Annotated in this window: 27 protein-coding genes and 1 pseudogene; 15 read left to right on the plus strand and 13 right to left on the minus strand. The window is 55.5% G+C overall.

The annotated features are described in order from the left end of the window. The first annotated feature begins 270 nt into the window (after positions 1-270). Positions 271-699, plus strand: coding sequence for a hypothetical protein (locus tag RHM59_RS24995; RefSeq protein WP_322285658.1), 429 nt, complete (start codon positions 271-273; stop codon positions 697-699). Positions 700-1,564: 865 nt separating this feature from the next. On the opposite strand, the gene RHM59_RS25625 is transcribed toward RHM59_RS24995, so the two are convergent. The 6 genes and pseudogenes from RHM59_RS25625 to RHM59_RS25630 form a co-directional block, all read right to left on the minus strand. Continuing rightward, positions 1,565-1,732 carry a hypothetical protein gene (locus RHM59_RS25625; RefSeq protein WP_416195043.1) on the minus strand — a complete coding sequence of 56 codons (168 nt, stop codon included), beginning with the start codon at positions 1,730-1,732 and terminating at the stop codon, positions 1,565-1,567. Between the two features lie 64 nt (positions 1,733-1,796). Then, a complete protein-coding gene (locus tag RHM59_RS25000) occupies positions 1,797-2,294 on the minus strand; it encodes an NUDIX hydrolase (protein WP_322285659.1) in 498 nt (165 codons plus the stop codon). A gap of 18 nt (positions 2,295-2,312) precedes the next feature. Then, positions 2,313-3,389, minus strand: a complete 1,077-nt coding sequence (locus RHM59_RS25005) for an aminoglycoside phosphotransferase family protein (protein WP_322285660.1) — start codon at positions 3,387-3,389, stop codon at positions 2,313-2,315. Next, on the minus strand, positions 3,386-3,535 hold the full coding sequence (locus tag RHM59_RS25010; protein WP_322285661.1) for a hypothetical protein: 150 nt from the start codon (positions 3,533-3,535) through the stop codon (positions 3,386-3,388). Before RHM59_RS25010 ends, RHM59_RS25005 begins: the two co-directional genes overlap by 4 nt. A 692-nt stretch (positions 3,536-4,227) precedes the next feature. After that, positions 4,228-4,623 carry a hypothetical protein gene (locus RHM59_RS25015; protein ID WP_322285662.1) on the minus strand — a complete coding sequence of 132 codons (396 nt, stop codon included), beginning with the start codon at positions 4,621-4,623 and terminating at the stop codon, positions 4,228-4,230. A 368-nt stretch (positions 4,624-4,991) separates the two neighbouring features. Continuing rightward, a pseudogene (locus RHM59_RS25630) lies at positions 4,992-5,075 on the minus strand (AAA family ATPase); the annotation flags it as partial. Positions 5,076-5,201: 126 nt separating this feature from the next. Here RHM59_RS25630 and aac(6') point away from each other — a divergent pair. Both aac(6') and RHM59_RS25030 read left to right on the plus strand, forming a co-directional pair. Continuing rightward, positions 5,202-5,657 (plus strand): aminoglycoside 6'-N-acetyltransferase, encoded by a 456-nt coding sequence (gene aac(6'), locus RHM59_RS25025; protein ID WP_322170807.1) that lies wholly within the window; start codon positions 5,202-5,204, stop codon positions 5,655-5,657. Between the two features lie 129 nt (positions 5,658-5,786). Beyond that, positions 5,787-7,088: an MFS transporter gene (locus tag RHM59_RS25030; RefSeq protein ID WP_322285663.1), complete on the plus strand. Its 1,302-nt coding sequence runs from the start codon at positions 5,787-5,789 to the stop codon at positions 7,086-7,088. Between the two features lie 127 nt (positions 7,089-7,215). Here the strand turns inward: RHM59_RS25030 and RHM59_RS25035 are convergent, their stop codons facing one another. Both RHM59_RS25035 and RHM59_RS25040 read right to left on the minus strand, forming a co-directional pair. Next, positions 7,216-7,389 carry a hypothetical protein gene (locus tag RHM59_RS25035; protein WP_322285664.1) on the minus strand — a complete coding sequence of 58 codons (174 nt, stop codon included), beginning with the start codon at positions 7,387-7,389 and terminating at the stop codon, positions 7,216-7,218. Between the two features lie 74 nt (positions 7,390-7,463). Further along, the gene (locus RHM59_RS25040; RefSeq protein ID WP_322168163.1) at positions 7,464-8,042 is read right to left on the minus strand and encodes a DUF4337 domain-containing protein; all 579 of its coding nucleotides are present in this window, start codon (positions 8,040-8,042) and stop codon (positions 7,464-7,466) included. 133 nt (positions 8,043-8,175) lie between these two features. On the opposite strand from RHM59_RS25040, the gene mntA reads away from it, so the two are divergent. The 4 genes from mntA to RHM59_RS25060 all read left to right on the plus strand — a co-directional run bounded on the left by mntA (position 8,176) and on the right by RHM59_RS25060 (position 12,599). After that, entirely contained in the window at positions 8,176-8,571 is a 396-nt protein-coding gene (gene mntA / locus RHM59_RS25045) for a type VII toxin-antitoxin system MntA family adenylyltransferase antitoxin (RefSeq protein ID WP_322285665.1), read from the plus strand. After that, positions 8,561-8,995, plus strand: coding sequence for a type VII toxin-antitoxin system HepT family RNase toxin (gene hepT / locus RHM59_RS25050; protein WP_322285666.1), 435 nt, complete (start codon positions 8,561-8,563; stop codon positions 8,993-8,995). Before mntA ends, hepT begins: the two co-directional genes overlap by 11 nt. A gap of 178 nt (positions 8,996-9,173) precedes the next feature. Further along, complete coding sequence (locus tag RHM59_RS25055) at positions 9,174-10,859, plus strand: NAD-dependent malic enzyme (protein ID WP_322285667.1); 1,686 nt, start codon at positions 9,174-9,176, stop codon at positions 10,857-10,859. Between the two features lie 129 nt (positions 10,860-10,988). Further along, complete coding sequence (locus tag RHM59_RS25060; protein WP_322285668.1) at positions 10,989-12,599, plus strand: GMC family oxidoreductase; 1,611 nt, start codon at positions 10,989-10,991, stop codon at positions 12,597-12,599. Between the two features lie 400 nt (positions 12,600-12,999). Here RHM59_RS25060 and RHM59_RS25065 read toward each other — a convergent pair whose 3' ends face one another. Next, positions 13,000-13,911, minus strand: a complete 912-nt coding sequence (locus RHM59_RS25065) for a LysR family transcriptional regulator (protein ID WP_322168168.1) — start codon at positions 13,909-13,911, stop codon at positions 13,000-13,002. 114 nt (positions 13,912-14,025) lie between these two features. On the opposite strand from RHM59_RS25065, the gene RHM59_RS25070 reads away from it, so the two are divergent. The 5 genes from RHM59_RS25070 to RHM59_RS25090 all read left to right on the plus strand — a co-directional run bounded on the left by RHM59_RS25070 (position 14,026) and on the right by RHM59_RS25090 (position 17,991). Continuing rightward, entirely contained in the window at positions 14,026-14,415 is a 390-nt protein-coding gene (locus tag RHM59_RS25070; protein WP_322168169.1) for a tautomerase family protein, read from the plus strand. 315 nt (positions 14,416-14,730) lie between these two features. Further along, positions 14,731-15,390 (plus strand): class I SAM-dependent methyltransferase, encoded by a 660-nt coding sequence (locus RHM59_RS25075; protein ID WP_322285669.1) that lies wholly within the window; start codon positions 14,731-14,733, stop codon positions 15,388-15,390. Between the two features lie 128 nt (positions 15,391-15,518). Continuing rightward, positions 15,519-16,652 carry a ribonuclease D gene (gene rnd / locus RHM59_RS25080; RefSeq protein ID WP_322168171.1) on the plus strand — a complete coding sequence of 378 codons (1,134 nt, stop codon included), beginning with the start codon at positions 15,519-15,521 and terminating at the stop codon, positions 16,650-16,652. Continuing rightward, the gene (locus RHM59_RS25085) at positions 16,649-16,942 is read left to right on the plus strand and encodes a YcgL domain-containing protein (RefSeq protein WP_322168172.1); all 294 of its coding nucleotides are present in this window, start codon (positions 16,649-16,651) and stop codon (positions 16,940-16,942) included. The genes rnd and RHM59_RS25085 overlap by 4 nt, the downstream gene beginning before the upstream one ends. Positions 16,943-17,058: 116 nt before the next feature. After that, on the plus strand, positions 17,059-17,991 hold the full coding sequence (locus tag RHM59_RS25090) for a D-2-hydroxyacid dehydrogenase (RefSeq protein ID WP_322285670.1): 933 nt from the start codon (positions 17,059-17,061) through the stop codon (positions 17,989-17,991). Between the two features lie 58 nt (positions 17,992-18,049). Here RHM59_RS25090 and RHM59_RS25095 read toward each other — a convergent pair whose 3' ends face one another. Further along, a complete protein-coding gene (locus tag RHM59_RS25095) occupies positions 18,050-18,643 on the minus strand; it encodes a nitroreductase family protein (RefSeq protein WP_322168174.1) in 594 nt (197 codons plus the stop codon). 239 nt (positions 18,644-18,882) lie between these two features. Between RHM59_RS25095 and RHM59_RS25100 the strand changes: the two genes are divergently transcribed. Further along, the gene (locus RHM59_RS25100; RefSeq protein WP_322168175.1) at positions 18,883-19,332 is read left to right on the plus strand and encodes a YcgN family cysteine cluster protein; all 450 of its coding nucleotides are present in this window, start codon (positions 18,883-18,885) and stop codon (positions 19,330-19,332) included. Between the two features lie 187 nt (positions 19,333-19,519). On the opposite strand, the gene RHM59_RS25105 is transcribed toward RHM59_RS25100, so the two are convergent. The 3 genes from RHM59_RS25105 to RHM59_RS25115 form a co-directional block, all read right to left on the minus strand. Continuing rightward, positions 19,520-19,897, minus strand: coding sequence for a DUF2892 domain-containing protein (locus RHM59_RS25105; protein ID WP_322285671.1), 378 nt, complete (start codon positions 19,895-19,897; stop codon positions 19,520-19,522). A gap of 62 nt (positions 19,898-19,959) precedes the next feature. Beyond that, positions 19,960-20,463, minus strand: coding sequence for an RNA methyltransferase (locus RHM59_RS25110; RefSeq protein ID WP_322168177.1), 504 nt, complete (start codon positions 20,461-20,463; stop codon positions 19,960-19,962). A gap of 78 nt (positions 20,464-20,541) precedes the next feature. Next, positions 20,542-20,916, minus strand: coding sequence for a YajD family HNH nuclease (locus tag RHM59_RS25115; protein ID WP_322168178.1), 375 nt, complete (start codon positions 20,914-20,916; stop codon positions 20,542-20,544). 296 nt (positions 20,917-21,212) lie between these two features. Between RHM59_RS25115 and RHM59_RS25120 the strand changes: the two genes are divergently transcribed. Both RHM59_RS25120 and RHM59_RS25125 read left to right on the plus strand, forming a co-directional pair. Beyond that, a complete protein-coding gene (locus tag RHM59_RS25120) occupies positions 21,213-21,665 on the plus strand; it encodes a (2Fe-2S)-binding protein (RefSeq protein ID WP_322285672.1) in 453 nt (150 codons plus the stop codon). Positions 21,666-21,675: 10 nt separating this feature from the next. Next, a complete protein-coding gene (locus RHM59_RS25125) occupies positions 21,676-23,868 on the plus strand; it encodes a xanthine dehydrogenase family protein molybdopterin-binding subunit (protein ID WP_322285673.1) in 2,193 nt (730 codons plus the stop codon). The last annotated feature ends 2 nt before the right edge of the window (positions 23,869-23,870 follow it).

Here is a 23,870-nt window from a genome sequence, read left to right on the forward strand (position 1 = left end):
AGCACCAGCAGGCCATTCGCAGTTTGAGCTGTTCAACGTGAAGAACGATGGATGTATCTTCACTCTCCGCCAGATGTCAAACAACAGTGGATCGACGCAGCGGCTTAACACCACCCGACAGTGACAGCCCTCAAAAGAGTGTGTTTGTCGCTGTGGAATATTCGCTGCCTATAGCAGAACGTCAGGATGGATACCGCCAGAACTGAATCTCAAACGCCGAAATTGTCAGCAATGGCCTAATATGGCCCCACGATTGATAGAGGATGCTTCATGGTTTCTATTTCTGATTTGGGCAAGCCTGATACAGACAAAGACATACCGGACACGCCAGAGAATCGCGCGAAAGCTGTTGCTGATTTCATGGCTAGGCATGAGCACGACGAGCTCGGTCAGATTGCAGCGGCGATAGCGGTCCGAACTCCTACAATGTTGGGTAGCTATCAATTAGGCTTACAGTCAAGGCTCCCTATAATCGAAATCCCGCCCAACCCTGCTATAGCTCTGATGCGTGAGCAAGCTGCCCATGCACGCCGGGTTGAGAAGCTGGCTAATCGTCCTTGGTGGAAAGGCTCTGGGGCTTGGGCACTCGTTATCGCCATCTTGGCATTCGCACTGCCGCTCATAACTGAACATCCCGCTCAACTCGTGCCAGATACGTGGATAGCGCTCAAAGCTTTCGTCATGGGATATATTCATTAGGGTATACCTTAATGCATATAGCTAGCGACCAACGCACTGAGCCAAGACCAGAGGCTGGGCAGAATCTGAGCAGGGTGTTCGGTTATCAGAGGCAGGACTAAAGCCAAGATGGCGATAACCACCGCCCAAGCCCCAGAGCCTTTCCACCAAGGGCGGTTAGCTTGGTCCTTAACCCAGCGTGCATGGGCAGCTTGCTCACGAATCAGAGCTATAGCAGGGTTGGGCGGGATTTCGATTACAGGGAAGCTCGAATGTAAGCCTGAATGTAAGCTTGATTGATATCTACTCAGCTTTGTAGGAGCTTGTGCCGATAGCACGGCTGCGATCTGGCCGAGCCCGTCGTGCTCATGTCTAGCCATTAATTCAGCAACAGCTTTCGCCCGACTCTTTGGGGTGTCGGGTACGCCTTCGTTTGGATCAGGCTTGCCCAAATCAGAAATTGAAACCATGAGGCATCCTGTATCAACGGTGGGACCATATTAGGCTATCGGTGACAAATTCGGCATTTGAGATTCAATTCTGACATTCCAGTGTAAAAACCTATTTTCGAGACTGCTCACAAATAAACGTTTAGCTGGATGACCACTGATGCCCGTATTTACTGGGCTATAGGTGTACTACAGCCAGCGCGGCAGTGATGCATGAGAACAGATTCAATAGTTATTGATGGGGTTATGGGGGTTACTCGTGGCGTTCCGCCGTCCCGACTGAACGCGAAACTTTTGCACCAAGGCGTAAGCTTTAAGCGACTACCCACCAATGCCGGGCATGGAGCAATCATCTGTTTGGATGGATTATTTGTTTATATTTATTTACTGATAATTCAGCACGGATAACCCACTGCGAGCGCAGGCCGAGAGTTAGCTCAACACCAAGATTGCACCTCTCTGGCGAAGCCAACCAAGTTCACCTCAAGGAGAATCAGTCGATCACGGTCTGGCCAGTAGGGTTGCTCGCAGTGAAAACTCAGTACTGAGTCATACAGCACCCGCAAAATTTCAACCAATGATAACGATGGCCCTGCATGCCCCATGTCGGCACTGCTAAGTGTCTGCGCGATGAGTCAGCGCAAGTGAACGAACGTTCATCGAGCGGTATCATGACTCATCCGTTAACTGAATGAGTTCTGGAGAGGACGGAGGACCCAGGGTGAGGAGGCGCTCCAAATGCTCTCCCAGGCGAGGTGGCACGATGAATTGACGGGAACTGTTAATTTCTTCGAGCGTCCACCAGCGCATCTCTTTTACGACAGCTTTTTCTTCGTCGGTTTGATGCAGGGTTGTGAAGTCGACGCGGGTTACCCGGTAGAGCAAGAAAGACTCATCCAGAAGAGAAAGCGTGCCATGGCGCATTAATATATGTTGCCCCTTCCACACCAAGTGTCCCTGGGAAAGCTCTTCCGGGCGGTATCCAGCTTCCTCAAAAAGCTCACGTTGCGCAGCGTCTTCAAAGCTTTCGTTTGGGTTTATTCCTCCACCTAATGTGCACCAGAAGGTTCGGTCAGGCAGTGCAACCTTCATCAAAAGAATTTGATTGTGCGGATTAAGAAGAATGGTTCGAACATTCTTTCGGCAGGGCAGGTCACGATATTCCATGCATTTGCTCCTTTCTAATCAGGGCATCCAGTTCTTGGCATCCGGCGTCCAACATTGTCGGAAAAGTCGGAGCTCTCGTAGTTGGGCAGTACCATACATTCCCGAAAGAAGTCCGATGAAAGCCATCTGCAGCGCAATGCACTTTAGGGTAGGGGGAAAGGGCCCCTTTTTTATCCGAGCGATCTCAACGCTTTTTGAGTGAGCAAGCAGTTCAAGCAGTAAAGGCAGGTCCATTGACGTAGGAAGTAGCGCAAGTGGCCGCTGAGGATCAATATGGAAACTGAAGATGCAAAGGCTCACAGCCAGTCGAGCGAAATCCTGAATTGGGTTATCGTTCTTGGCGTCGTCAAAATCCAGCATCGCCGACACGGCACCGCTGCTACTGAATATTAAATTGTTCAGATGAAAATCACCGTGCACCGGCTGAATATCCTCGAAATAGCCTACTGATTCTGCCTGCACTTTATAGTGGTTGACCGTCCATGAAAAAGTTTTGATCAGCTCCAATACCTTGGTTTTGTGTCGCAGCCACTGGCAGTTCAGTTTGGGTTCCGGTTCGATTCGCCCTTGCACAAGCAGGTCATTTACACAATCGAAGACATTGTAGTGCGGCAGCTTGTTGTTGGGCATGGATAGCGCTGAGGTGTGCAATGAATACAAGGCATCCACCGCGCCCTTTACGATCATAGGAAGGGAAGGGAATTCGTATCCGTCGGCCAATCGTTGAAGCGTGAATATCCTTTCGCGGCCATCTTCCAGCAGCACAAAGTGAAATGTTGTGTTGTCGTCTGACAGAGAACGATATTCAGGAATTAATAACCCACTTCTGGCCAAGTGCTGCTGAAATTGTAGAGATGCTCGGCAAAAGGATAATGAGCTGGCGTAAGGCGGGGCTTCTTTCAGGACAAATCGTTCGAGGCCCTCGGTTTCCATGAAAAACTTGTTAGAAATACCCGAACTGAACGCCTGGTGTAGAGCTTTTCTACCTTGCCGGACCACGGCCAAGAGCCGAACGGGAGCGCTGATAAAAGCCCCCGCTACTTGCTGGATCTTGCCGTCATGATCGATTTTCCTGAGAAAATTAGGGCCGCTCACAGTGCCACCACGGCTAATAAATCTGACGTCTGGCTAGGGATAGCCACCAGCACCTGAAACGAATCCGACACAGCTGATACGCCATACATCGGAGAGCGATAGATGATTTTTTTAGAATGAAGTTCAAGCAAGTGCAGGCCCTTCATGGGCGCACACCGTGCTCGCCGGAACAGCAACCGTAGGGGCACTTGATGCACCTTTCAGTCAGATTGTTCAGGGAACAAACGAGGATTCGCTGACAAGTTTCGTTTCGTAGCGCAAATTTCGGCATTCCCGATCCCTTTCGACTGTTCCAAATGAACAGTGATCGTCCCTAATTCAGCAAGTGGCGGGAAGTTCATCTTCCTATTGCACCTACCGCGAGCTTGAGTCCATTGCGTTATTTTCTCGGAGACGAAAAAATCGCCTTTTTTTGTTTAGCAATGATGCATTCGGGTGTCAAGACACAAAGGCAATTGAAAACAACTTATTGTGCTCGAATACTCACTGAGAGGCTTGTATGACGCGGGTTGAAGGGGGGATTGTTTTTTTGTAACTAAAAGTTAGTATAAAATTCGAAGCATGGCCACTAAATAGATATCATTTGGAGCCGCATTGTCATTCATGGCCATCGTGGTCTGAATTTTGGTCGAGTTAACGCCCATAACCTAATGGTTGGTCCGGTAAAGTTAGGGGGAGTTATCCTTCAATGGGGAAAAATATTATTGAAAATACAAAAAAATGCTTGCGCTAATTGATTTTTTTAAACATTAAAAAGAGACAAGTGAGTTGGTTCTGAAATTAGAGGATTTCGGCCAGGCGTTCGCTGAGGAGCTCAACAGCCTTTCGGGCAGTTGCTCTAAGAGTTCAGGAAGATGTATCTCAAAAGGGAAGGGAGATGAAAAAACAACACCGAAGCAACTCGGTGATTTGATTCTAGGTGGCTCATCGCGGCGAACAGCTGATACGTATAGTTGTTGGCCAGTTGGTCGATGTTGCCAGCGCCGCCTGCACCGGTTTGCACGAAGACGGTATTGAGGAATACTTCCTCTTTTTGAAGCCTGAACTGCTGTCGATCCAACACGAAGGCCAGCTTCGGCACGCCCTGGAGATAGTCTTTTTGCCCCTTATGGAAATAGGCGAAGTTGACCAGGCTGTCCTGCTGGCGGCCTGATTCGGCAGAGGCTAGCGGTATGAGGGGCAGTATCGAATCTTGCGCTCGCTGGCCACCGAGCCCACCCCGTGGGCTGTCCAAGCCGCGTGTATGAAATACGACCCGCCCACACAGGTCTACACCGCATTCGAGGCGCTTGAGACGTTCTAGGAATACGACGCAGCCCGGCTGTCCGAGGATTGGGATAAGGGCGCAGGCATGAAGGTGGGCCCAGGCTTATACGCCTGTCGCTTGACCAAGGGCGCTCACACCTTCTCAGTGCTGAATGGCTTTTATCCGGCGCAGGAGTCTGGGCGCTGCCAATCCGGAGGCCGTTGCTGTGTTTTCGACTCAAAACGTCGCCGCCACTATCTCAAGTCCGTGAGGAAGTGATTGGAAGCGTCGCCCCTGAATTCGCCCGTCATGGCTCGATCCGGCACCAACTCTATATGGCTCGGGAACAACTGGGCTGCGAAACGACCGGCGCCATGGGTCATGCCCAGTACCTCCATTTGCCGTGGCAAACGCGAGTAACGCACGCTGTAGCCGTCTCTCCTCCACAAATTGATTCGGCTGTAATAACCCGTAACACCACCCCTGCCAGCGCCAGCTGATCTTTCAAGCATTGACGGAGGATAATCAATAACCTTCCGCATTTATTCCTTCGAGTATTCCCCTCAATGATCAAACGCTGCACTTTGTTCGACCATAACGGTTGGCTTCCCCTGCGTGTTGCCCTGTGGCCTGATTCCGGCCCGCACAACGACCATGAAAAACAGATTCTACTGAGCGCGCCAGAGCGCTATCTGGTGCTGATCTTCGTTAGTGAGAACGGCAATGCTCTAGGGTTTGCCGAGGCCTCGATCCGAGTGGATTACGTCAACGGTACCCGTTCCTCGCCTGTGGCTTTTCTCGAAGGTCTTTACGTCCGGCCCACCAGCCGGGGCCAAGGCATAGCGCGGCAACTCGTAGTGGGCGTCCAGCAATGGGGCGAAGAAATGGGCTGCACTGAACTGGCTTCGGACGCACTGCTAGATAACCAGGGAAGCCACGCTATGCATAAGGCATTGGGCTTCGCTGAGACCGAGCGGGTTGTTTATTTTTTGAAGCCTTTGGGTCTTCAAGCGACACTGTGAGAAATTCACTGATGATGTCTTTGTCAGTCCGATATTTTGAAGCCTCGAAAGGCTTGAGTTGGCTCATGTAGGCTTTCCTCAATCAAGCTAGTTCTCAAGCACTCGCCCCACCCGAATCAAGGCCCGCCAATGCTTACAAACTTTTCACGCATCACTCGGGCCTTCCCCAATATCGACCTCCGTCTGCTCAAACTGCAATTCAGTTTTTTGCTGATGGTTCTGGGCGGACGGTGCAATCAATTGGCGGTGGCGTGGTGGGCGTTGCAGGAAACGGGCTCTGCACATTACTTCGCGAACATGATTGCCTGTTCCATCACGGCGGAGGTGTTGGCCAAACCTCTACTGGGATGGCTAGGGGACAAGTACAACAAAATATTGATCATCAAGCTGGCCTCATGGATCAGTCTTTTGACGGCGCTGCTGATGGTGGTGCTGTCTGCCATGGGGTCGTTCAACCCTTGGGCGGTGGGTGCGCTGATGATGATCAGCAGTGCAATCGTCGGCGTGCGCGATCCTCTCCAAGCGTCGGTGATTCCGTTGTTTGCAGACGACGATAAAGTCTCCTTGGCCTTTCGCACAAAAAGCGTGATGTCGTCTTTTTCCATTCTGCTGGGGCCGGTACTGGCCAGCGTGTTGATTTACGCGGGCGGTATCACGTTCGCTTTTGCCGCCGATTTTGTTGCGGTTCTCATCGCCGGGGCTTTGATTGCGACTGTCCCGAGTCACATCGGCGCCACTGACGAAGGTGAGAAAGCCCCGGCCAGCGGCTTCAATATGATTTATTCCGGCTTCAAAGTGGTTTATGGCGTTAAGGCCGAGTTTTACTTGGCGATCATTGCGATGCTGATCAACTTTGCGCTGTTTCCGTTCTTCACGATACTGATCCCCTTGTACGTAAAGGACGTTATTCAGTACCCGGTCACTTACATCGGTCTGCTGGATTCGTGCTTCGGGCTGGGCATTCTGGCGGGCAGTTACAAAATCATCGGTTGGTTATCCGGGTGTGTACCTCGTGATTTGTGTGTGTCCGCAGGTTTTGCACTGCTGGGGTGTAACTTGGTGGTGGTTGGCACTGTGTCATCGTCGTTCATAGTGCCCGTCGCCTTTTTTTGTGGCGGCGTCGGCCTGATGCTGATCAACATCCCGACCTCCGCTGTAAGGTTGCTGGCAACGCCCAAGCGCCATCGCAATCGGATTTTTGCCACGGTTTCATTTTTGTCGGCGGCGGCCAGCCCGGTGGGCAGTTTCGCGATGGATACCTTGATTGCTTATCTGGGAATCACATTAACCATCACGTTACTGGGCGTCATGGTTTTGCTGTTGTCTGCGCTGGTGTTTTTGGTCCCCGATTTCAAAACGTTCATGCGCTCGCCGGATACGCAGCTCAATGATGCCTATCTGGCCAAATACCCCGAAGCGTTCGCGCACTGACGTGGCTCTCTGTAATTGGACCAATTGGTCGCAACCTTTTTCATTCTGATATAGCGCGTCGCCTGCTTCCCGAATAAATTCGGTCCCACTGTGATCTGGGTCTCCGACAGTGGCCGGTGTTAGCTCATTACTTGTCCTTGAAGTACGCATGGTCACTCGACACCAACGCTCTATGAATCTGCTCATTCCATTGCCCTGGACCCACATCAAACTCACCAAAGCTCCCCTCAAACGCCCAATACGCCCAAGCGAAATGGCGTTTCTCGGCGGCATTGACCACGCAAAGCGGTGTCACAGTCACCAGCGCGTCGCCTCGTTCGCAGGCAAGCCTGGCTCCCGCAGGGATGTGCCGTGTCTGATCCCCAGCGGCGTTCATCAAATATGCAAATACGCCAGCGTCCCCAACACCACGGCAATCCCCGCCGCGCCATACGCCACTTTTTTCAGCCACTCTTTACGCGTCAGTAACGTGATCGCCGCCAGCGAGATGGCGATCTGAATCGCAGTCATCGCCTGCGCCCAGCGGTGGTGCTGATGCAGCGCGACTTCTGATTTTTCATCCCACGCCGTCACTTCTTCTTCGAGCTGTTCAGCTTTCTTGCGGACCACTTCTTTTTCAGCTTTATAGCGTTCAGCTTCGGCCGTGTAGTGCGCCGCATCGACGCCGGGTATGTGGGTCGCCAGTTCCGACAGGTTTTGGCGGCTGGATTTGGCCTGGTAGTAATTCCACTGATTGGAGGCTTCGGTTTTCTTAATGGCGGCGTTGTTTTTGTCCATTGCCGCTTCGCTTTCCGTCGACCCGGCCTGATAGCTGAGCAGGGCGCCTATGGTCGCCATGATCGCTGTCATCACCGCGATTTTTCCGGCGAAATTATCCCCGCGCGCCTGAGCATGCTCGGTCGCGTGTTCCAAATGGTGCTCGTGCGGGCTCGGGACTTCGAAGTCTTCAGACATGGGGAGTGATCTATGGAGGGGTGGAGTTGCGGAGTGTAATCCAGTCTGTGTAAAACTATCGCAGCTGATCGCCTTTAGCCTTATTCGCACACTGTATGATGTGTGCACTTCAGCGCGAGTCGGGAGCATTGTCATGAATTTCGAAAGACTCGTCGCGCACTTGCAAGCGCACATTCCCGGATTATTGGCGGTTTACATTTTTGGCAGCCAAGTTACCGACCATGCCACTGCGCAGAGCGACTTGGATATGGCGGTGCTTTTGGCTGGCAAGCTCGACCCAATGCGGTTATGGGAAATGTCGGGAGAGCTGGCTGATATCGCCGGGATCCCGGTCGATTTGCTGGACATGCGAGCCGCGTCGACGATTATGCAATATCAAGTGATTACCACTGGGTTGCGGGTCTGGGGCGATGACGTGCAAGTGGGGCTTTTCGAATGCTTTGTATTGAGCGAAAAAACTGAATTGGATACCGCTCGGGCTGGATTGCTCGCGGATATTCAAAAGGGCGGAAGCATCTATGGCCGATAATGTGCTGATCAACAAGGCTGCAACGATTGAGCGCTGCGTCGCTCGAGCTCGGGAGGAGTACGACAAAGACCCCGCCAGCTTTGCGACCGACTTTACTCGACAGGACGCCGCGATCCTGAATATTCAACGCGCATGCGAAGCCGCGATGGACATGGGCCAGCATTTGGTGCGTCGCGAACGGCTGGGTATTCCGCAAAGTTCGCGCGATGTGTTTGAGTTGTTGTCTCGTAGCGGATGGGTGGACACGGTGTTGGTGTCTGGACTTAAAAATATAGTCGGCTTCCGAAATATCGCCGTGCACGAATACCAAACCCTTCAGTTGCCCATTACCGTCGCGATCATCACGAAGCACCTTGGCGACTTTTTGGCCTTCAGCGCCTACATTCTGCGCAAAGATGCGGATCCGGCAAAAAAGCCCGTCTAATCACTGATATGCCGCAACGCCCCCCAGCACGAGTAAGATAGCCCCCGCGGTATCGTCTTACGATCCTCGCTGAGTCGGGTTGAATAGAGAACTGTCTAGCTGTACCCCCAAGTTCCAGCTGCCCGCCTCGGTTTCACCAAGAAATTTCAGAGTAAACGAAAAAAGGCGAACACTGAAAATGACCAAATCCTCGCGTCCTTTATACATTTCCTATGCTGGCCCTTCGCTGCTGGAGATGCCCCTGCTGAACAAGGGCAGCGCCTTCACGCCGCAAGAGCGCGTCGAATTCAACCTCATCGGTCTGTTGCCACAAAACGTGGAAACCATCGAAGAGCAAGTCGAGCGGGTCTTTAGCCAATACAACCAATGCGCTAGCGACCTCGACAAACACATTTACCTGCGTTCGATTCAAGACAACAACGAAACGTTGTTCTTCCGCCTGCTCGACTCGCACCTCGATGAAATGCTGCCGATCATCTACACCCCGACGGTCGGCCAGGCGTGTCAGGAATTCTCGAAGATTTACCGCACCCACCGTGGGCTGTTTATCTCGTACCCGGAACGCGACCGCATCGACGACATCCTGCGCAGCGCGACCAAGGATCAGATCAAGATCATCGTGGTCACCGACAGTGAACGCATCCTCGGTCTGGGCGACCAAGGCATTGGCGGCATGGGTATTCCCATCGGCAAACTGTCGCTTTACACCGCGTGTGGCGGTATCAGCCCGGCTTATACCCTGCCGATCGTGCTGGACGTCGGCACCAATAACCAGGAATTGCTCGACGACCCGATGTACATGGGCTGGCGCCACAAGCGTGTAACGGGCCAGGAATACTACGATTTCGTGGCACTGTTCATCGACGCCGTACAGCGTCGCTGGCCGGAAGTGTTGTTGCAGTTCGAAGACTTCGCTCAGCCCAACGCCATGCCCTTGCTTGAGAAGTACCGCAACGAACTGTGCTGTTTCAACGACGACATTCAAGGCACTGCTTCGGTGGCCGTCGGCACGTTGCTCGCGGCCTGCAAAGCCAAGAGCGAAACGCTGGCTCAGCAAGTGGTGGTGTTCGTCGGCGCAGGTTCTGCCGGCTGTGGTATCGCCGAGCACATCATTGCGGCGATGACGATCGAAGGGCTGAGCGAGAGCGAAGCACGTAAGCGCATCTTCATGGTCGATCGCCACGGTTTACTGACCGACAAAATGGACGGTCTATTGGACTTCCAGTCACGTCTGGCACAGAAAACCGCAGATGTAACGAGCTGGGGCGCTGAAGGCTTCCCGACCTTGTTGGATGTTGTCAGTCACGCCAATGCCACCGTGATGATCGGTGTGTCAGGCCAACGCGGTCTGTTCACAGAACAAGTGGTTCGTGAAATGCACAAGCATTGCGCCAAGCCATTGATCATGCCGATGTCCAACCCGACATCGAAAGTCGAAGCCACGCCGGAAGAAATCCTGCGCTGGACCGACGGCAATGCATTGGTTGCTACCGGCAGCCCGTTCGCACCGGTGGAGTTCAACGGCCGCACGATTCACATCGCGCAGTGCAACAACTCCTACATCTTCCCTGGCATCGGTTTGGGCGTGATCGCCAGCAAGGCGTCGCGCATCACCGACAAAATGCTGATGGCCGCATCCAACGCTTTGGCAGAGTGCTCGCCGATGGTCACCGGTTCAGGTGACGCGGTATTGCCGCCATTGACCGACATTCAAGCCGTTAGCCGCAAGATCGCGTTGGCCGTCGCCAAAGAAGCTCAGGCTGAAGGCCTGGCGCTGGAAACCTCGGAAGAGATGTTGCTGGCAGCGATCGAGCGTAATTTCTGGATGCCGAACTACCGCACCTATCGTCGTCGCTCGGTCTGATCATCTGCTGATCTAACCTGCTTCGATTAAGAAGGCCGCCGCACGGCAACGTGCTGCGGCCTTTCTTTTTGCGCGAAAACCCCTTATAGCTTGGCCCCAGATAACAATAAAAACTTAGCGGGGGAATTCATGCAAGCGACGGCTGAGCTCTACGATTATGTGATTGTCGGCGCCGGGCCTGCCGGCTGTTTACTGGCCAATCGACTGTCACAAAACCCGGCGCACCGCGTGCTGTTGCTCGAAGCGGGCGGAAAAGACAACTACCACTGGATCCACATCCCGGTGGGGTATCTGTATTGCATCGGCAATCCACGGACTGACTGGTGCTTCAAAACCGAAGCCGAACCTGGCCTGAACGGGCGCTCGCTGAATTACCCGCGCGGCCGAGTGCTGGGCGGCTGTTCCTCGATCAACGGCATGATCTACATGCGCGGCCAAGCCCGTGATTACGATGAGTGGGCGGCCCAGGGCAATACCGGCTGGGGCTGGGACGCCGTTCTACCGCAGTTCAAACGCTCGGAAAATCACTACGCCGGCAATTCAGACATGCACAGCGCAGACGGCGAATGGCGGGTGGAGCAGCAGCGATTATCGTGGGGCATTCTCGATGCGTTTCGTGACGCCGCCGCCCAGACCGGCATTGCGTCCGTCGAGGATTTCAACGGTGGCGACAATGAAGGCTGTAGCTACTTTCAAGTCAACCAACGACGCGGTGTGCGTTGGAACGCGTCGAAAGCGTTTTTGCGTCCGATTGCCCAGCGTAAAAACCTGACGGTGCTGACCGGCGTCGAGGCGTCGCGTATCGAATTGGAAAACGGCCGCGCCAGTGCGGTGGTCGCGCGCGTTGAGCAACGAGAAGAACAGTTTCGCGCGCGCCGGGAAATCATCCTGTGCTGTGGCGCAATTGGCTCGCCGGCGCTGTTGCAGCGTTCGGGCATTGGGCCACGGCCGTTGCTGGAAAAACTCGGTATCAGCGTGCGTCACGAATTATCCGGCGTGGGCAGTAATCTGCAGGATCACTTGCAACTGCGTTTGATCTACAAAATCAGCAACGGCAAGACGCTCAACCAAATGGTCGGCAGCCTCTGGGGCAAGATGAACATGGGCCTGCGCTACGCGATCAATCGCAGCGGTCCGCTGGCCATGGCGCCGAGCCAATTGGGCGCTTTTGCGCGCTCCGGGCCAGAACAGCCATCGGCCAATCTTGAATACCACGTGCAGCCCTTATCCCTGGAACGCTTCGGTGAACCGCTGCATACCTTCGCAGCGTTTACTGCCTCCGTATGCAACCTTCGTCCCCAGAGTCGCGGCACGGTAGAAATTCGCTCGGCACGGATGGAGGATGCGCCATCGATTCGACCCAATTACCTCAGCCATGACGAGGACCTGAGGGTCGCTGCCGACGCCATCCGCCTGACCCGACGCATCGCGGCGGCCCCGGCGTTGGCCCGCTTTCAACCGGTGGAGTATTTGCCGGGTGTGAGCCTGCAAAGCGAGGACGAGTTACGACAGGCTGCACGCAGTATCGGCACAACGATTTTCCACCCGGTCGGCACCTGCAAAATGGGGCAGGGCAGTGATGCGGTGGTGGATGAGCGTCTGCGGGTGCGAGGCATTCCAGGTTTGCGGGTCGTGGACGCGTCGATCATGCCGAACATCGTCTCGGGTAATACCTGCTCGCCGACCCTGATGATTGCCGAAAAGGCGGCTGAGATGATCATCGCTGACGCGAGCCTGTAGGAGCCAACGTATTGGCGATAGGCTTTTGTGGCGTGCATCCTTAGCTCAGCCCATTTTCCTTTACCCGGCAAGCTGGTGTGCGGCCAATGCCAGCCGTGTCGAGGCGGAAGTGGATCATGCTCTGGCGCATTTTCCGGGGGCCGCTACGATGCGTGCGCGTATCGCAGCCTTGCGACGATTCAACGTGACGCGACGGCTGTCCGAATCAGTGCGCCGACATTAATCTCGGTCGCCAAAGACGATGTGCTAGTTCCTTGGACTTGCTCGCAAAAGCTCTCTGAGCACTTGGCTAACACGGTCTGGCACTGCGTTGCACACGGCGCCCATGCGCATAACATCACTGCGGCGGACGAATTCAATTCGGCTTTACTGTCATTTCTTGAAAGCCTTCCGAAGGCCCCTACAAAGTGTGCGCTTGATGATTAACAAATCCATCCACCACGGTCTGTCCGAGAATATCCATCGCGCGTTTTAGATTACCCAGCTGATAGGGATGCACTAGCCAAATGTCGAGGCTCAGGGAGAAGCTCTTGACCTCAACCACCGTCAATTCGTCGACCGCTCGGCTGTGGCGCAATACATCGCGGGGGATCAACCCCAAGCCCAATCCGGCGGCGACCATCCTCAGTTGCATCTCGGTGCCGTGGGTATCAACGCTTAAGCGAATGGTTTTTCCGGTGTCAGCGATGGCCCGTTCCAGTGCGGCCCGATAACCGCAGCCGTCAGGGTTCAAGATCCACGGCTGGCTGGCGAGGGCTTGCATATCAGAACGGCTATCGACCAACGGCGCGCGTTTACTTTGCACCACCAGCACTTCAAGGGTGGTGATGAATTGCCCGGTCACGCCTTCAGGCAGACGGCTGGGTGAAGTCAGCATCAATGTCGCGGCATCCAGGCTACCGGCGTGAATTTGCTGCTGAAGTTCGGAACTCCAATGGGTGTGCAACTGCACCTCCAGCTCCGGAAATTCTGCTTTCATCTTCATCACCACGTCGAACACCACCACGTCCGCCACCACTTGGGTAAACCCCAAACGAAACGGCCCACTGGGGGCCGCGCCTTCCCGTGGCACCTCCAGCAAATGCTCGGCATCGCGCAGCAGAATAACCGCGTGTTGATAAATGCGGTGGGCCAGCGCCGTGGCTTTGGGGGGACGGCTGGTGCGATCAAACAGATTGGCGTCGAGGGACTCTTCCAAATGTTGAATGCGGCGCGACACCGCCGATTGCGTCAGGCATAACGCTTGGGCGGCGCGGGTCAGTGAGTGGTGGTCAATCACTGCGACGAACGCCTTCAAATCTTCGAATAGCATGCGTAATCCTCATCATTAGCGAAATAATTATGCGCTTGTGGAAGGCCGTCGGCGACGCTAAATTTGCTGCCTGAACGAAGTCTTTCTTCTCTGCCACGATCCGAAGGTCCCACCATGCCACTAGCCAGAATTGATTTAGCCGCAGACACCTCGCCTGAAATCGTCAAAGCCATTGGTGACGTGGTGTACGACGCCATGATCCAAACCGCCAACGTCCCAGAGCACGACAAATTTCAGATCGTGAACCGCCACGCCGGGGATGAACTGGTGTATCCGGCCGCCGGTTACTTGGGCGTCACCTACACCTCGAAAATCGTATTTATCCAGATCACGTGGAGTACCGGACGCAGCGTCGAGGTCAAGAAGGCGTTCTATAAAGCCATTGCCGAGGGGATTCATGAGAAGACCGGGATTCGCAAAGAAGACGTTTGGATCAGCCTCGTCGAAAGTAACCGCGAAGACTGGTCGTTCGGCGGCGGCGAAATGCAGTACGCGGCTAAATAGAAGAGGGCTTATCAAATAAACCCACACACTGTGGAATAACACAATTGTGGGAGCGAGCTTGCTCACGATGGACCGCGAAGCGGTCCCAATCGATTCCAACTGCAACAACCGAGCTGCTTGGTTTTACGTCAGTTGCGCAGCCGATCGCGAGCAAGCCCGCTCTTACACAAAAAACGTATCACGCGTTCCAATCCGCATTCTTTTCACAAAAAATTGATGCACGGCTGATTAAAATTTATAGGTGAAGACGTTTTTAACTTGGTCGCTCTGGCGAATTCTTACTTATTAAGCGGTTACCTTATAAGCAGAGTGTTCATGCTGAATGTTAAAGCGTTACGCTCTGAATCTGATGGCGGCAAGCCTGTCCAGCCACAAGGCTTTTCCGGGCGCCTGGCGCAATGGCGTGACGAGCAGTTGGCGCGGCGAGCGCTAAAAATCGCGGGCGAACCTGGGTTGGTGCTCGATTTACCCAGTGGTGCGGGTCGCTTTTGGGCGGTGTTAACCGAACACAGCAACCGGGTTGTGCTGGCGGCCGACCATTCGCCGGAAGTGCTGGCTTTAGGTGAGGCTGGTTTTTCCGCTGAAAAGCTTAAACGCATTAAAACCTTCCAGACTTCACCGCTTTCCATCGAGTTGTCGGCAAACGCGGTGGATTGCATCTTTTGCATGCGTTTATTCCACCACATCCCTGATCGGGATCATCGTGCAGCCATCTTGCGAGAATTCCATCGGGTGACACGCGACACGGTAATCATTGCGCTGTGGGTCGATGGCAACATCAAATCATGGCGACGCAAGCGCTTGGAGCGGGTTCGAGCACGTGTTGAACCTGAGGTGTTGCGGATGAATCGTTTCGTGGTGAATCGCACGGAAATAGAAACTGAGTTCGCGACCGCCGGATTTCAAATCCTTGGCCATCACGATGTTTTGCCCGGTTACGCCATGTGGCGGGTTTACGTGTTGCAAAAGGCCTAACGCTCAATCCGATGACCGGTCTGTTATTCCCCGGCGCATGGCAGGAAGTTGCTCAAGACTTGAAGTGTGAACGCCCGGTTATCGGTGATGCGATATATACTGCGCGCCATTCTTCAAGGGAGAGCCGTGTGGCCATTGATATTCACTGGATTCGTGACGACGCCAGCCTCGCCCAACATTGCGTCGAATGGCAAACCTTGCCTTTTGTCGCCCTCGACACCGAATTCATGCGGGTCGACACTTTTTATCCCATCGCCGCGTTGCTGCAGATTGGAGACGGCGCTCGCGCCTTTCTGATTGACCCGCTGCTGATCAATGATTGGGCGCCGCTGTCGGCACTGCTGGAGAATCCCGATGTCATCAAAGTTGTCCATGCCTGCAGTGAAGACCTCGAAGTCCTGCTGCGTTTAACGGGCAGCCTGCCAGCGCCGCTGTTTGATACACAACTGGCCGCCGCGTACCTGAACCTCGGTTTTTCCATGGGCTACTCGCGTCTGGTCCAGGAAGTGCTGGGGATCGACCTGCCCAAGGGGGAGACCCGCTCCGATTGGTTACAGCGTCCGCTGTCTGAAACCCAAATCAGCTACGCCGCTGAGGATGCCGTACACCTGGCCGAGGTTTACAGCATCCTCCAGCCGAAACTGTCCACAGACAAACACGCTTGGCTGCTCGACGATGGCGCTGAATTGGTGGCGAACCTTCGGCGTGAAATCGACCCGTACGATCTGTACCGTGATGCCAAGCTGGCGTGGAAGTTATCCCGCGCCCAGTTGGCGGTGCTGCGTGAGTTGTGCGCCTGGCGCGAGCGCGAGGCGCGGTCGCGTAACCTGCCGCGTAATCGCGTGGTCCGTGAGCACTCACTCTGGCCATTGGCCAAAACCCAGCCGGACAACCTCACCGCGTTGGCGAAAATCGAAGACATTCACCCTAAAACCGTGCGCCAGGACGGAGAGTTTTTGATCGAGCTGATCAAGACCTCTGCCTGCCTGCCGCCAGAACAGTGGCCAGCCGCGTTGCCCGAGCCGCTGCCGATCGAAGCATCCGTTGTCTTGAAGACATTGCGTGTGATTGGTCAGCAGTACGCCGAGCAGTTGAACATGGCCCCTGAACTTATGCTGCGTAAAAAGACCCTCGAAGCCCTGCTGAAAAGCGGCTACCCCCACGGTCCCTATCAATTGCCAGAGTCGCTGCGTGGCTGGCGCCGCGAGCTGATGGGCCAGGCGCTCCTCGACAGCCTGGCCACTGTTGGAGAACAGTCTTGAAACGTATTTGCTCTATTTATAAAAGCCCGCGTAAAAACGAGATGTACCTGTACGTCCTCAAAAGCGATGCACTCAAGAAAGTGCCAGCAGATCTGCTGATCGCTTTCGGCCCGCCAAAGCATACGTTCGACCTGGTACTCAGCCCTGAGCGCAAGCTGTCCCGCGAGGACATCGATCAAGTGCTCAAGAACCTCGATACCCAGGGCTATCACCTGCAAATGCCCCCGGCAGAAGATGAGTACATCGAACACCTGCCAGAAGAGCTGCTGCGCCGTAACGATCCACTGTAAGCGGCGCTGGGCCAGAGCGCCGGAACATCGTGCGCGTCTGAAGTTTTTTTGAGTGCGCCCGTCAACGGGGTTAACCCTGTTGACGGTGCATGTTTAGTTTTTATAGGTTTTAAGTCATGCGCGTTCTGATTGCTGAACACGATTACCCGGTCTACACCCAACTGCTGGGTCAATGGGCACCTGATATTGAAGTGATGAGCACCGGCGATGGTGCCCAGCTGTCACGAATGGCCGAACAATGCGCGGTGTGGCTAGGTGCGCCAGACCTGTTGGCCACCTTGCTGCGGCAGGGGCACACCCCGCAGTGGCTGCAATCGACATGGGCCGGCATCACGCCGTTACTCGCTGAAGGTTTGCCGCGCGAGTATCGATTGACCCGTGCGGTGGGCATCTTTGGTCAAGTGATGGCGGAGTTTGTCCTGACCTACATGCTCGGTCATGAGCGTGAAGTGCTGGCGCGGCTGGTCAGCCAGGTCGAGCGTAAATGGGACAGCCGTTTGAGCCATAGCCTGGCGGGGCGCAAAGCGTTGATCGTTGGCGCGGGCGATATCGGCCTTAGCGTGGCGCAGTTTCTGCTGCCGTTTGGCGTCGAGTTGTACGGGATCGCCTCCACGCCACGCACTCAGGCGCCGTTCATTGAAGTAGGCGGTTTGGTTGATTTGGAGCGTCTGGTTGGTGAAGTCGATTACGTGATCAACCTGCTGCCCAATACCCCTGAAACCCACGATCTGTACAACGCGAAGCTCTTCGCAAAATTCAAGTCGAGCGGTTTGTTCATCAATGTCGGGCGCGGCGTGGCAGTGGTCGATGCTGATTTGGTTGAGGCGCTGAAAGACGGGCACTTGGCCGGTGCGGTCATCGACGTTTGCCGTCAGGAACCTTTGCCGCAACAGCATCCGTTCTGGACCGCGTGGGGCTTATTGTTGACCGGGCACAGCTCGGCACCGACCTCGCCGGCGGCGATGGTGCGGTTGTTCATTGAGAACGTGACAGCGTTTGAAGCGGGAGAGGCATTGCGCGGCGAAGTGGATTTTTCTCGCGGTTATTGAAAAAAACTTCGCTCATCGGGATCTGTTCTGGCGTGCCCAGGGCAGATCCCGATTGTCGTTACAGGCTGAAACCGCCTTCGGCTGCCAGTTCTGACAGCGGTCGGCGCGGGCCCGGGGTTTCTCGGCCTTGCAGGTACTCAGCGAGTGTCGATTTGTCGCCAAGTTTGCCAATCGCTACCGCCGCGTGCAGCGCATAGCCTTCGGGAACGTTCAGCTCCTGACGGGTCAGGTCCTTATCGAAACCCGCCATGGCATGGGTGTGCCAACCGCTCAGGCTGGCTTGCAACGCCAGATAGCCCCAGGCGGCACCGGTGTCGAAGCTGTGACATAACGCCGGGCCTTCTTCAGTGGCGCCCGGTGCAGTAAAGGTAGTTTTCGAGATCACGATCACTAGCGCAGACGCATGCTGTGCCCAGCCACGGTTGAACTCATTCAGCAGGCCGAGGAAGCGTTCCCAGTTCGGCGTATCGCGGCGCGCATACAGAAAGCGCCATGGTTGCGAGTTGTAAGCGGACGGTGCCCAGCGAGCCGCTTCAAAAAAGCTCAGCAGGGTTTCCTGGCCGATGGCTTCGGCGGTGAATGCACGTGGCGACCAGCGCTCAGTGAATTGCGGGTCAATCGGGTAGTCGGCGACACGGGAATTAACGGTCATAAAGGTCCTGACAGAGTATTAAAAGAACACTATCGAGCAGTACGCGAGACCGGCGTATTGGCCGGATAAGGGAGATGGGCCGTGGCCGGCAGGCATCGTCGAAATCGGTTCGTAAAGTTACGTTGCCAATGCCCATATAACAAGTACGTCCTTACCGACAGTCGCAAGCGCTTGGCCCACGTCTCGCGTGCCACTAGACTGGCGGCCTTTTCACTCTCTAACGCTGATTGCCCAAACCCATGGCCGCTAAAGTCGAACCCTTCTGGAAACGTAAAACCCTCGAGCAACTTGATCAGGACGAGTGGGAGTCGCTGTGCGATGGCTGTGGCCTGTGCTGTCTGCAAAAGCTTGAGGATGAAGACGATAACAGCGTTTATTACACGCGCATCGCGTGCAAATTGCTGGACCTGAAAACCTGCCAATGCACCGACTACAGCAACCGCCGCGCAACGGTGCCAGATTGCATTCAACTGACACCGGGGCAGGCTGACCAATTCAAATGGCTGCCACCCACCTGTGGCTACCGTTTGGTCAGCGAAGGCAAAGACCTGCCGCTCTGGCACCATCTGGTGTGCGGCGACCGTGACGCGGTGCATCACGAACGCATCTCGCAATCCGGGCGCATGCTCAGTGAAAACAGCGTGTCCGAGGACGACTGGGAAGAGCACCTGATCTTTCGTGCTGGCTGACAACGGACCGGTAAACCTGCAATAACATCACCCCTCTGTAGGAACCAACCTGTTAGCGAGGGCTCGATGCAGTGTCTGATAAAAAAACTTCCCGAATAAATTCGGTCCCACAGACGATATATGCAATCTGTAGGACCGAATTTATTCGGGAAGCGGGCCGCGCGGTGTGTCAGATACAGCGCGCGGATCAGATATCCGTAACCGGGCTTACCAGCGAATCATTGCCGGTCACTGTCGCGCTTTCGGTGGCGATTTCTGCTTTGGCCTTCAATTGCCCCAGCTCCGCACCCACTCGCTCAATGCGCCCACGGGCCTTGGTCATTTCGTCGCGGCTCTTTTCAATCAGGTTTTTCGCGCCGCAGTAACCGGTGATTCCACGGGCCAGCACCGCTCCGCCAATCGCCAACTCGATCAGACCGAAAAAGCCGCCACGGCGCAGGCCTTTGCCGACCATCAATATCCCGCCGGCCAACGAGCCAGCGCGCTCTAAACCATGGACGTTTTGCTGGGGATGGGTTTGCAACGGAGTGGAATCTATGCGTTCAACGACCGGAATATCGCTCATGTGGGTTCTCCATGATGAGGTGAGTAGGTTCACTTAAGCTGACTGCCTCAGTACAAAACTGTTCAATCAGAAGCGCCGTCACTGGTCGCGACCCGGGTTCCGAATTTCGGGCCGGAGCGGGTGTTGTTGCCTTTGGCCATGCGGTCATACAGCACGACATTAACCGTGGCGGCCAGGTTCATGCAGCCGTGGGTGGGGACGTACACTACGTCCTCGCACCAGTCGCGGATGCTTTTATCCAGCGACCCGTCTTCCGGGCCGAAAATATAAATCGCACGGTCAGGGTGGGTGTATTCAGGCAACGGACGCGCCCCTTCAACCAGCTCCACTGCCACCGGAACACAACCCAGGGGAAGGATCTTTCTCAGGTCATCGATGCCGATCAGCGGAATGTCCTGGTGAACTTTTTTGGTGTCGGTAATGAAGTCACGAGCGCGCTCATAACGAGTGCCAGTGTAAAACACCGACGCCACGCCATAGCAGCCAGCTGCACGCATGACCGAGCCGACGTTTTCCGGCGACTTGGGGTTGTATAAACCAATGCAGCTGTACCGTTGATTCGCCACGTGCCAGTGCTCTTTAAGGAAAGGCGGCGATTATACGGCACATTGGGCGAGGGAATCCCGGACACACGGAGTAATGGGCTACTCGTCTTTTTTCATCAACCCGGCCAACGCTGCAAACGGGTTGTGCGTTGCTTTGGCGATTTTCGGGCTGCTGGTCGAGCCTTCCGCAAAGTACTGCTGATCGGTGTAGCGCGAGTGTTCATTGTCGTGGCAGTACAAGCACAACAGCTCCCAATTGGAGCCGTCCTGGGGATTATGGTCGTGGTTGTGGTCGCGGTGATGGACGGTCAGTTCGCTCAAGCGTTTGCCGGCGAATTCCCGGGCGCAACGGCCGCAGACGTGGGGGTACATCTTCAGCGCCTTGTCGCGATAACCCATCTCACGGTCGCGCTGGGCGTCGGCCAGAATGCGGTCCAGTTTGGCGGTGTGGGAGGGTGGGTTTGCCGTGCTCATGGTGTCACCTGTTCGAGTGTGCACATGTGTGCGTGATCTGTATTGGGCATAAGTCTAGCGCTTTGCGACGTCATCAGCCTTCGAGTTTTGATACCGACAACCACGGCGCGGGTTACGAGCCGCGCGACGCCCGGTTTACCGACTGCTTTGCCGCGGGTTCGAAAAGTAGTCATTTGGATGTAAAAAAAACTGACAAAGACCCGTAAAGATTTTTTTTGGCCCATGTGATCGGTATGTTTATGGCAAACTTTGGGCCTGAGTCGGCTTGGCTCACGTGATTGACGCCAGAGGTTGCCATGCAAACACTAACGATCAACGGGGTCCCACATGAAGTGGACGTCCCTGCGCAAATGCCCTTGCTGTGGGTATTGCGTGATGTGCTAGGGATGACAGGCACCAAATACGGTTGTGGTATCGCCCAGTGTGGCGTTTGCACGGTACACCTTGACGGTCGGGCCGTTCGCTCCTGTGTGCTGCCGGTCAGCGCTGCGGTGGGTCATGCGGTGACTACCATCGAAGGTGTCGAGAAGATGGCGGTGGGCCAGAAAGTCCAAAAAGCCTGGCTCGAACACGAAGTGGTGCAGTGCGGTTATTGCCAGTCCGGGCAGATCATGTCCGCAGTGGCATTGTTGCAAGCCAATCCCCACGCCAATGACGAGCAAATTGTGACGGCCATGGCCGGCAATCTGTGCCGCTGCGCGACCTACACGCGAATTCTCGCCGCCGTCAAAAGCGTCAGCCAAGCCTGAGGAATCGATCATGTCCAATGTAAATCGACCTGCCTCGACGGTCTCGCGCCGTGGCTTGCTCAAAGGCGGCGCGCTCTCGCTGGGTGGGCTGGTCATCAGTACGTGGCTGCCACCGTTGATGGCACGCAGTGCTGCCGCTCAAGCCACCGATGCAGCACGCCTGGGTGACAACGCGGGTAAAGGTTACGGCGCGTTCGTGCGGGTTGGCCACGATGGCCGCGTCACGGTTATTTCGCCAAAAATCGAGATGGGCCAAGGTATTCATACCGGCATTTCGATGATGGTGGCCGAAGAACTGGAAGTTGGTCTGGACAAGATCGACCTTGAAGAAGCGCCGCCCGACGCCGCGTTGTACACCGACACGGTGTTGCAGTTTCAGGCCACCGGAGGCTCGTCCTCAACCCGTTACACCTGGGAACCGCTGCGCCGCGCCGGGGCCAGTGCCCGCGTGTTGCTGATTCAAGCAGCGGCGATGCGCTGGCATGTTGCACCGAGCCAGTGCCATGCGGAAAACGGTCGGGTCGTGGGGCCCAATGGGCAAGCCGCCGACTATGGCGATCTGGTCGACGCGGCCTCCGCGCTGCCGCTGCCACAGAACGTAGCGCTCAAAGCCATCAGCGATTTCAAGTTATTAGGCACCGCGACGCAGCGCATCGACACGCCGGACAAGGTCAATGGCAAAGCGTTGTTCACCATCGACTTGCAACTGCCTGACATGTCGGTTGCGTCCACGCTGACCTGCCCAGTATTCGGCGGCACGCTGCGCAGCGTAGATGACAGCGCGGCGCGAGCGGTACCGGGCGTGCGCGATGTGGTTCGTCTGAGCAATGCGGTCGCGGTGACGGGCAGTAATTTTTGGGCCTGCCAACAAGGGCTCAAGGCGCTGGTGATCGACTGGGACCTGGGCGCAAACGCAAATATCGATTCGGCCCAGTTGGACAAGGCTTTGCTCGACGCCAGCGCTAAGGACGGCGTGGTTGCCAAGCGCACCGGCGATATCGAAACCACCTTAAAGTCTGCGGCTCATCACTTCGAAGCGGTTTACGAACAACCCTTTCTGTCCCATTCACCGCTGGAACCGATGACCTGCGTCGCCCATGTGCGCGCTGATGCCTGTGAGTTGTGGGTGGGTTGTCAGGCGCCAACCTTTGCTCAAGCCGGTGCTGCCAAGATCAGCGGCATGCCGCTTGAAAAAGTAGTTATCCACAACCAATTGATCGGCGGCGCGTTTGGCCGTCGCCTGGAATCGGACTTCATTTTCCAGGCCGTGGACATCGCCCGTCAGTTGAGCTACCCGATCAAGTTGATCTGGAGCCGTGAAGAGGACATGACGCACGACCGTTATCGCCCACATTACGTTGACCGGATGAATGCCGCGTTGGATGCGAATCTTCGCCCGATTGGCTGGGAGCACCGGATCGCTGGTGCCTCGGTCATCGCTGCGTATCTAGGAAAATTACCCGCCAGTGGCGTCGATGGTGATGCGGTCGAAGTCGCTATCGATCCGGTCTACGAACTCCCTCATCTGCAAGTGCGCTACATCCAGCAAGAGCCGAAGACCATTCCGGTGTCCTGGTGGCGGGGCGTCGGACCGCTGCGCAGCACCTACGCGGTGGAGTCTTTTATCGACGAACTGGCGCACAACGCCAAGGATGATCCGATTGAGTTCCGCCTGAGTTTGATGCAAAGCCAGCCGCGTGCGCAGGCCGTATTGAAACGGGTCGCGGAACTCTCTGATTGGAAGACACCACTGCCCGCTGGACAAGGGCGCGGTGTGGCGGTCAGCGCGGTATTTGGCAGTTTTATCGCGACGGTCGTAGAGCTGGAGATGCAAGGCGAACACGGGTTTCGGATCAAGCGCCTGACGTCGGTCATCGATTGCGGTTTTGTCAACAACCCCACGTCAGTGTTGGCCCAAATTGAAGGCGGCACCTTGTTTGGTCTGTCGGCCGCGTTGTTCAACGAGATCCTGATTGAAAAGGGCCAAGTGGTGCAAAACAACTTCAACCAGTATCGGCAGATTCGCATAAGCGACGCGCCGCCGGTTCAGGTGCACTTGATCAACAGCCTCGAAAGCCCCGGGGGTGTCGGCGAAACCGGCGTCGTGCCTGCTGCGCCGGCGTTGATGAATGCGCTCTATGCCGCATCGCAGGTTCGAGTGCGACGCTTGCCGTTGAGCCGCGCCGGTTATTTCACCGTCTGAGG

The sequence above is a fragment of the Pseudomonas sp. MH10 genome, assembly GCF_034353045.1.
Taxonomy (GTDB): Bacteria; Pseudomonadota; Gammaproteobacteria; order Pseudomonadales; family Pseudomonadaceae; genus Aquipseudomonas.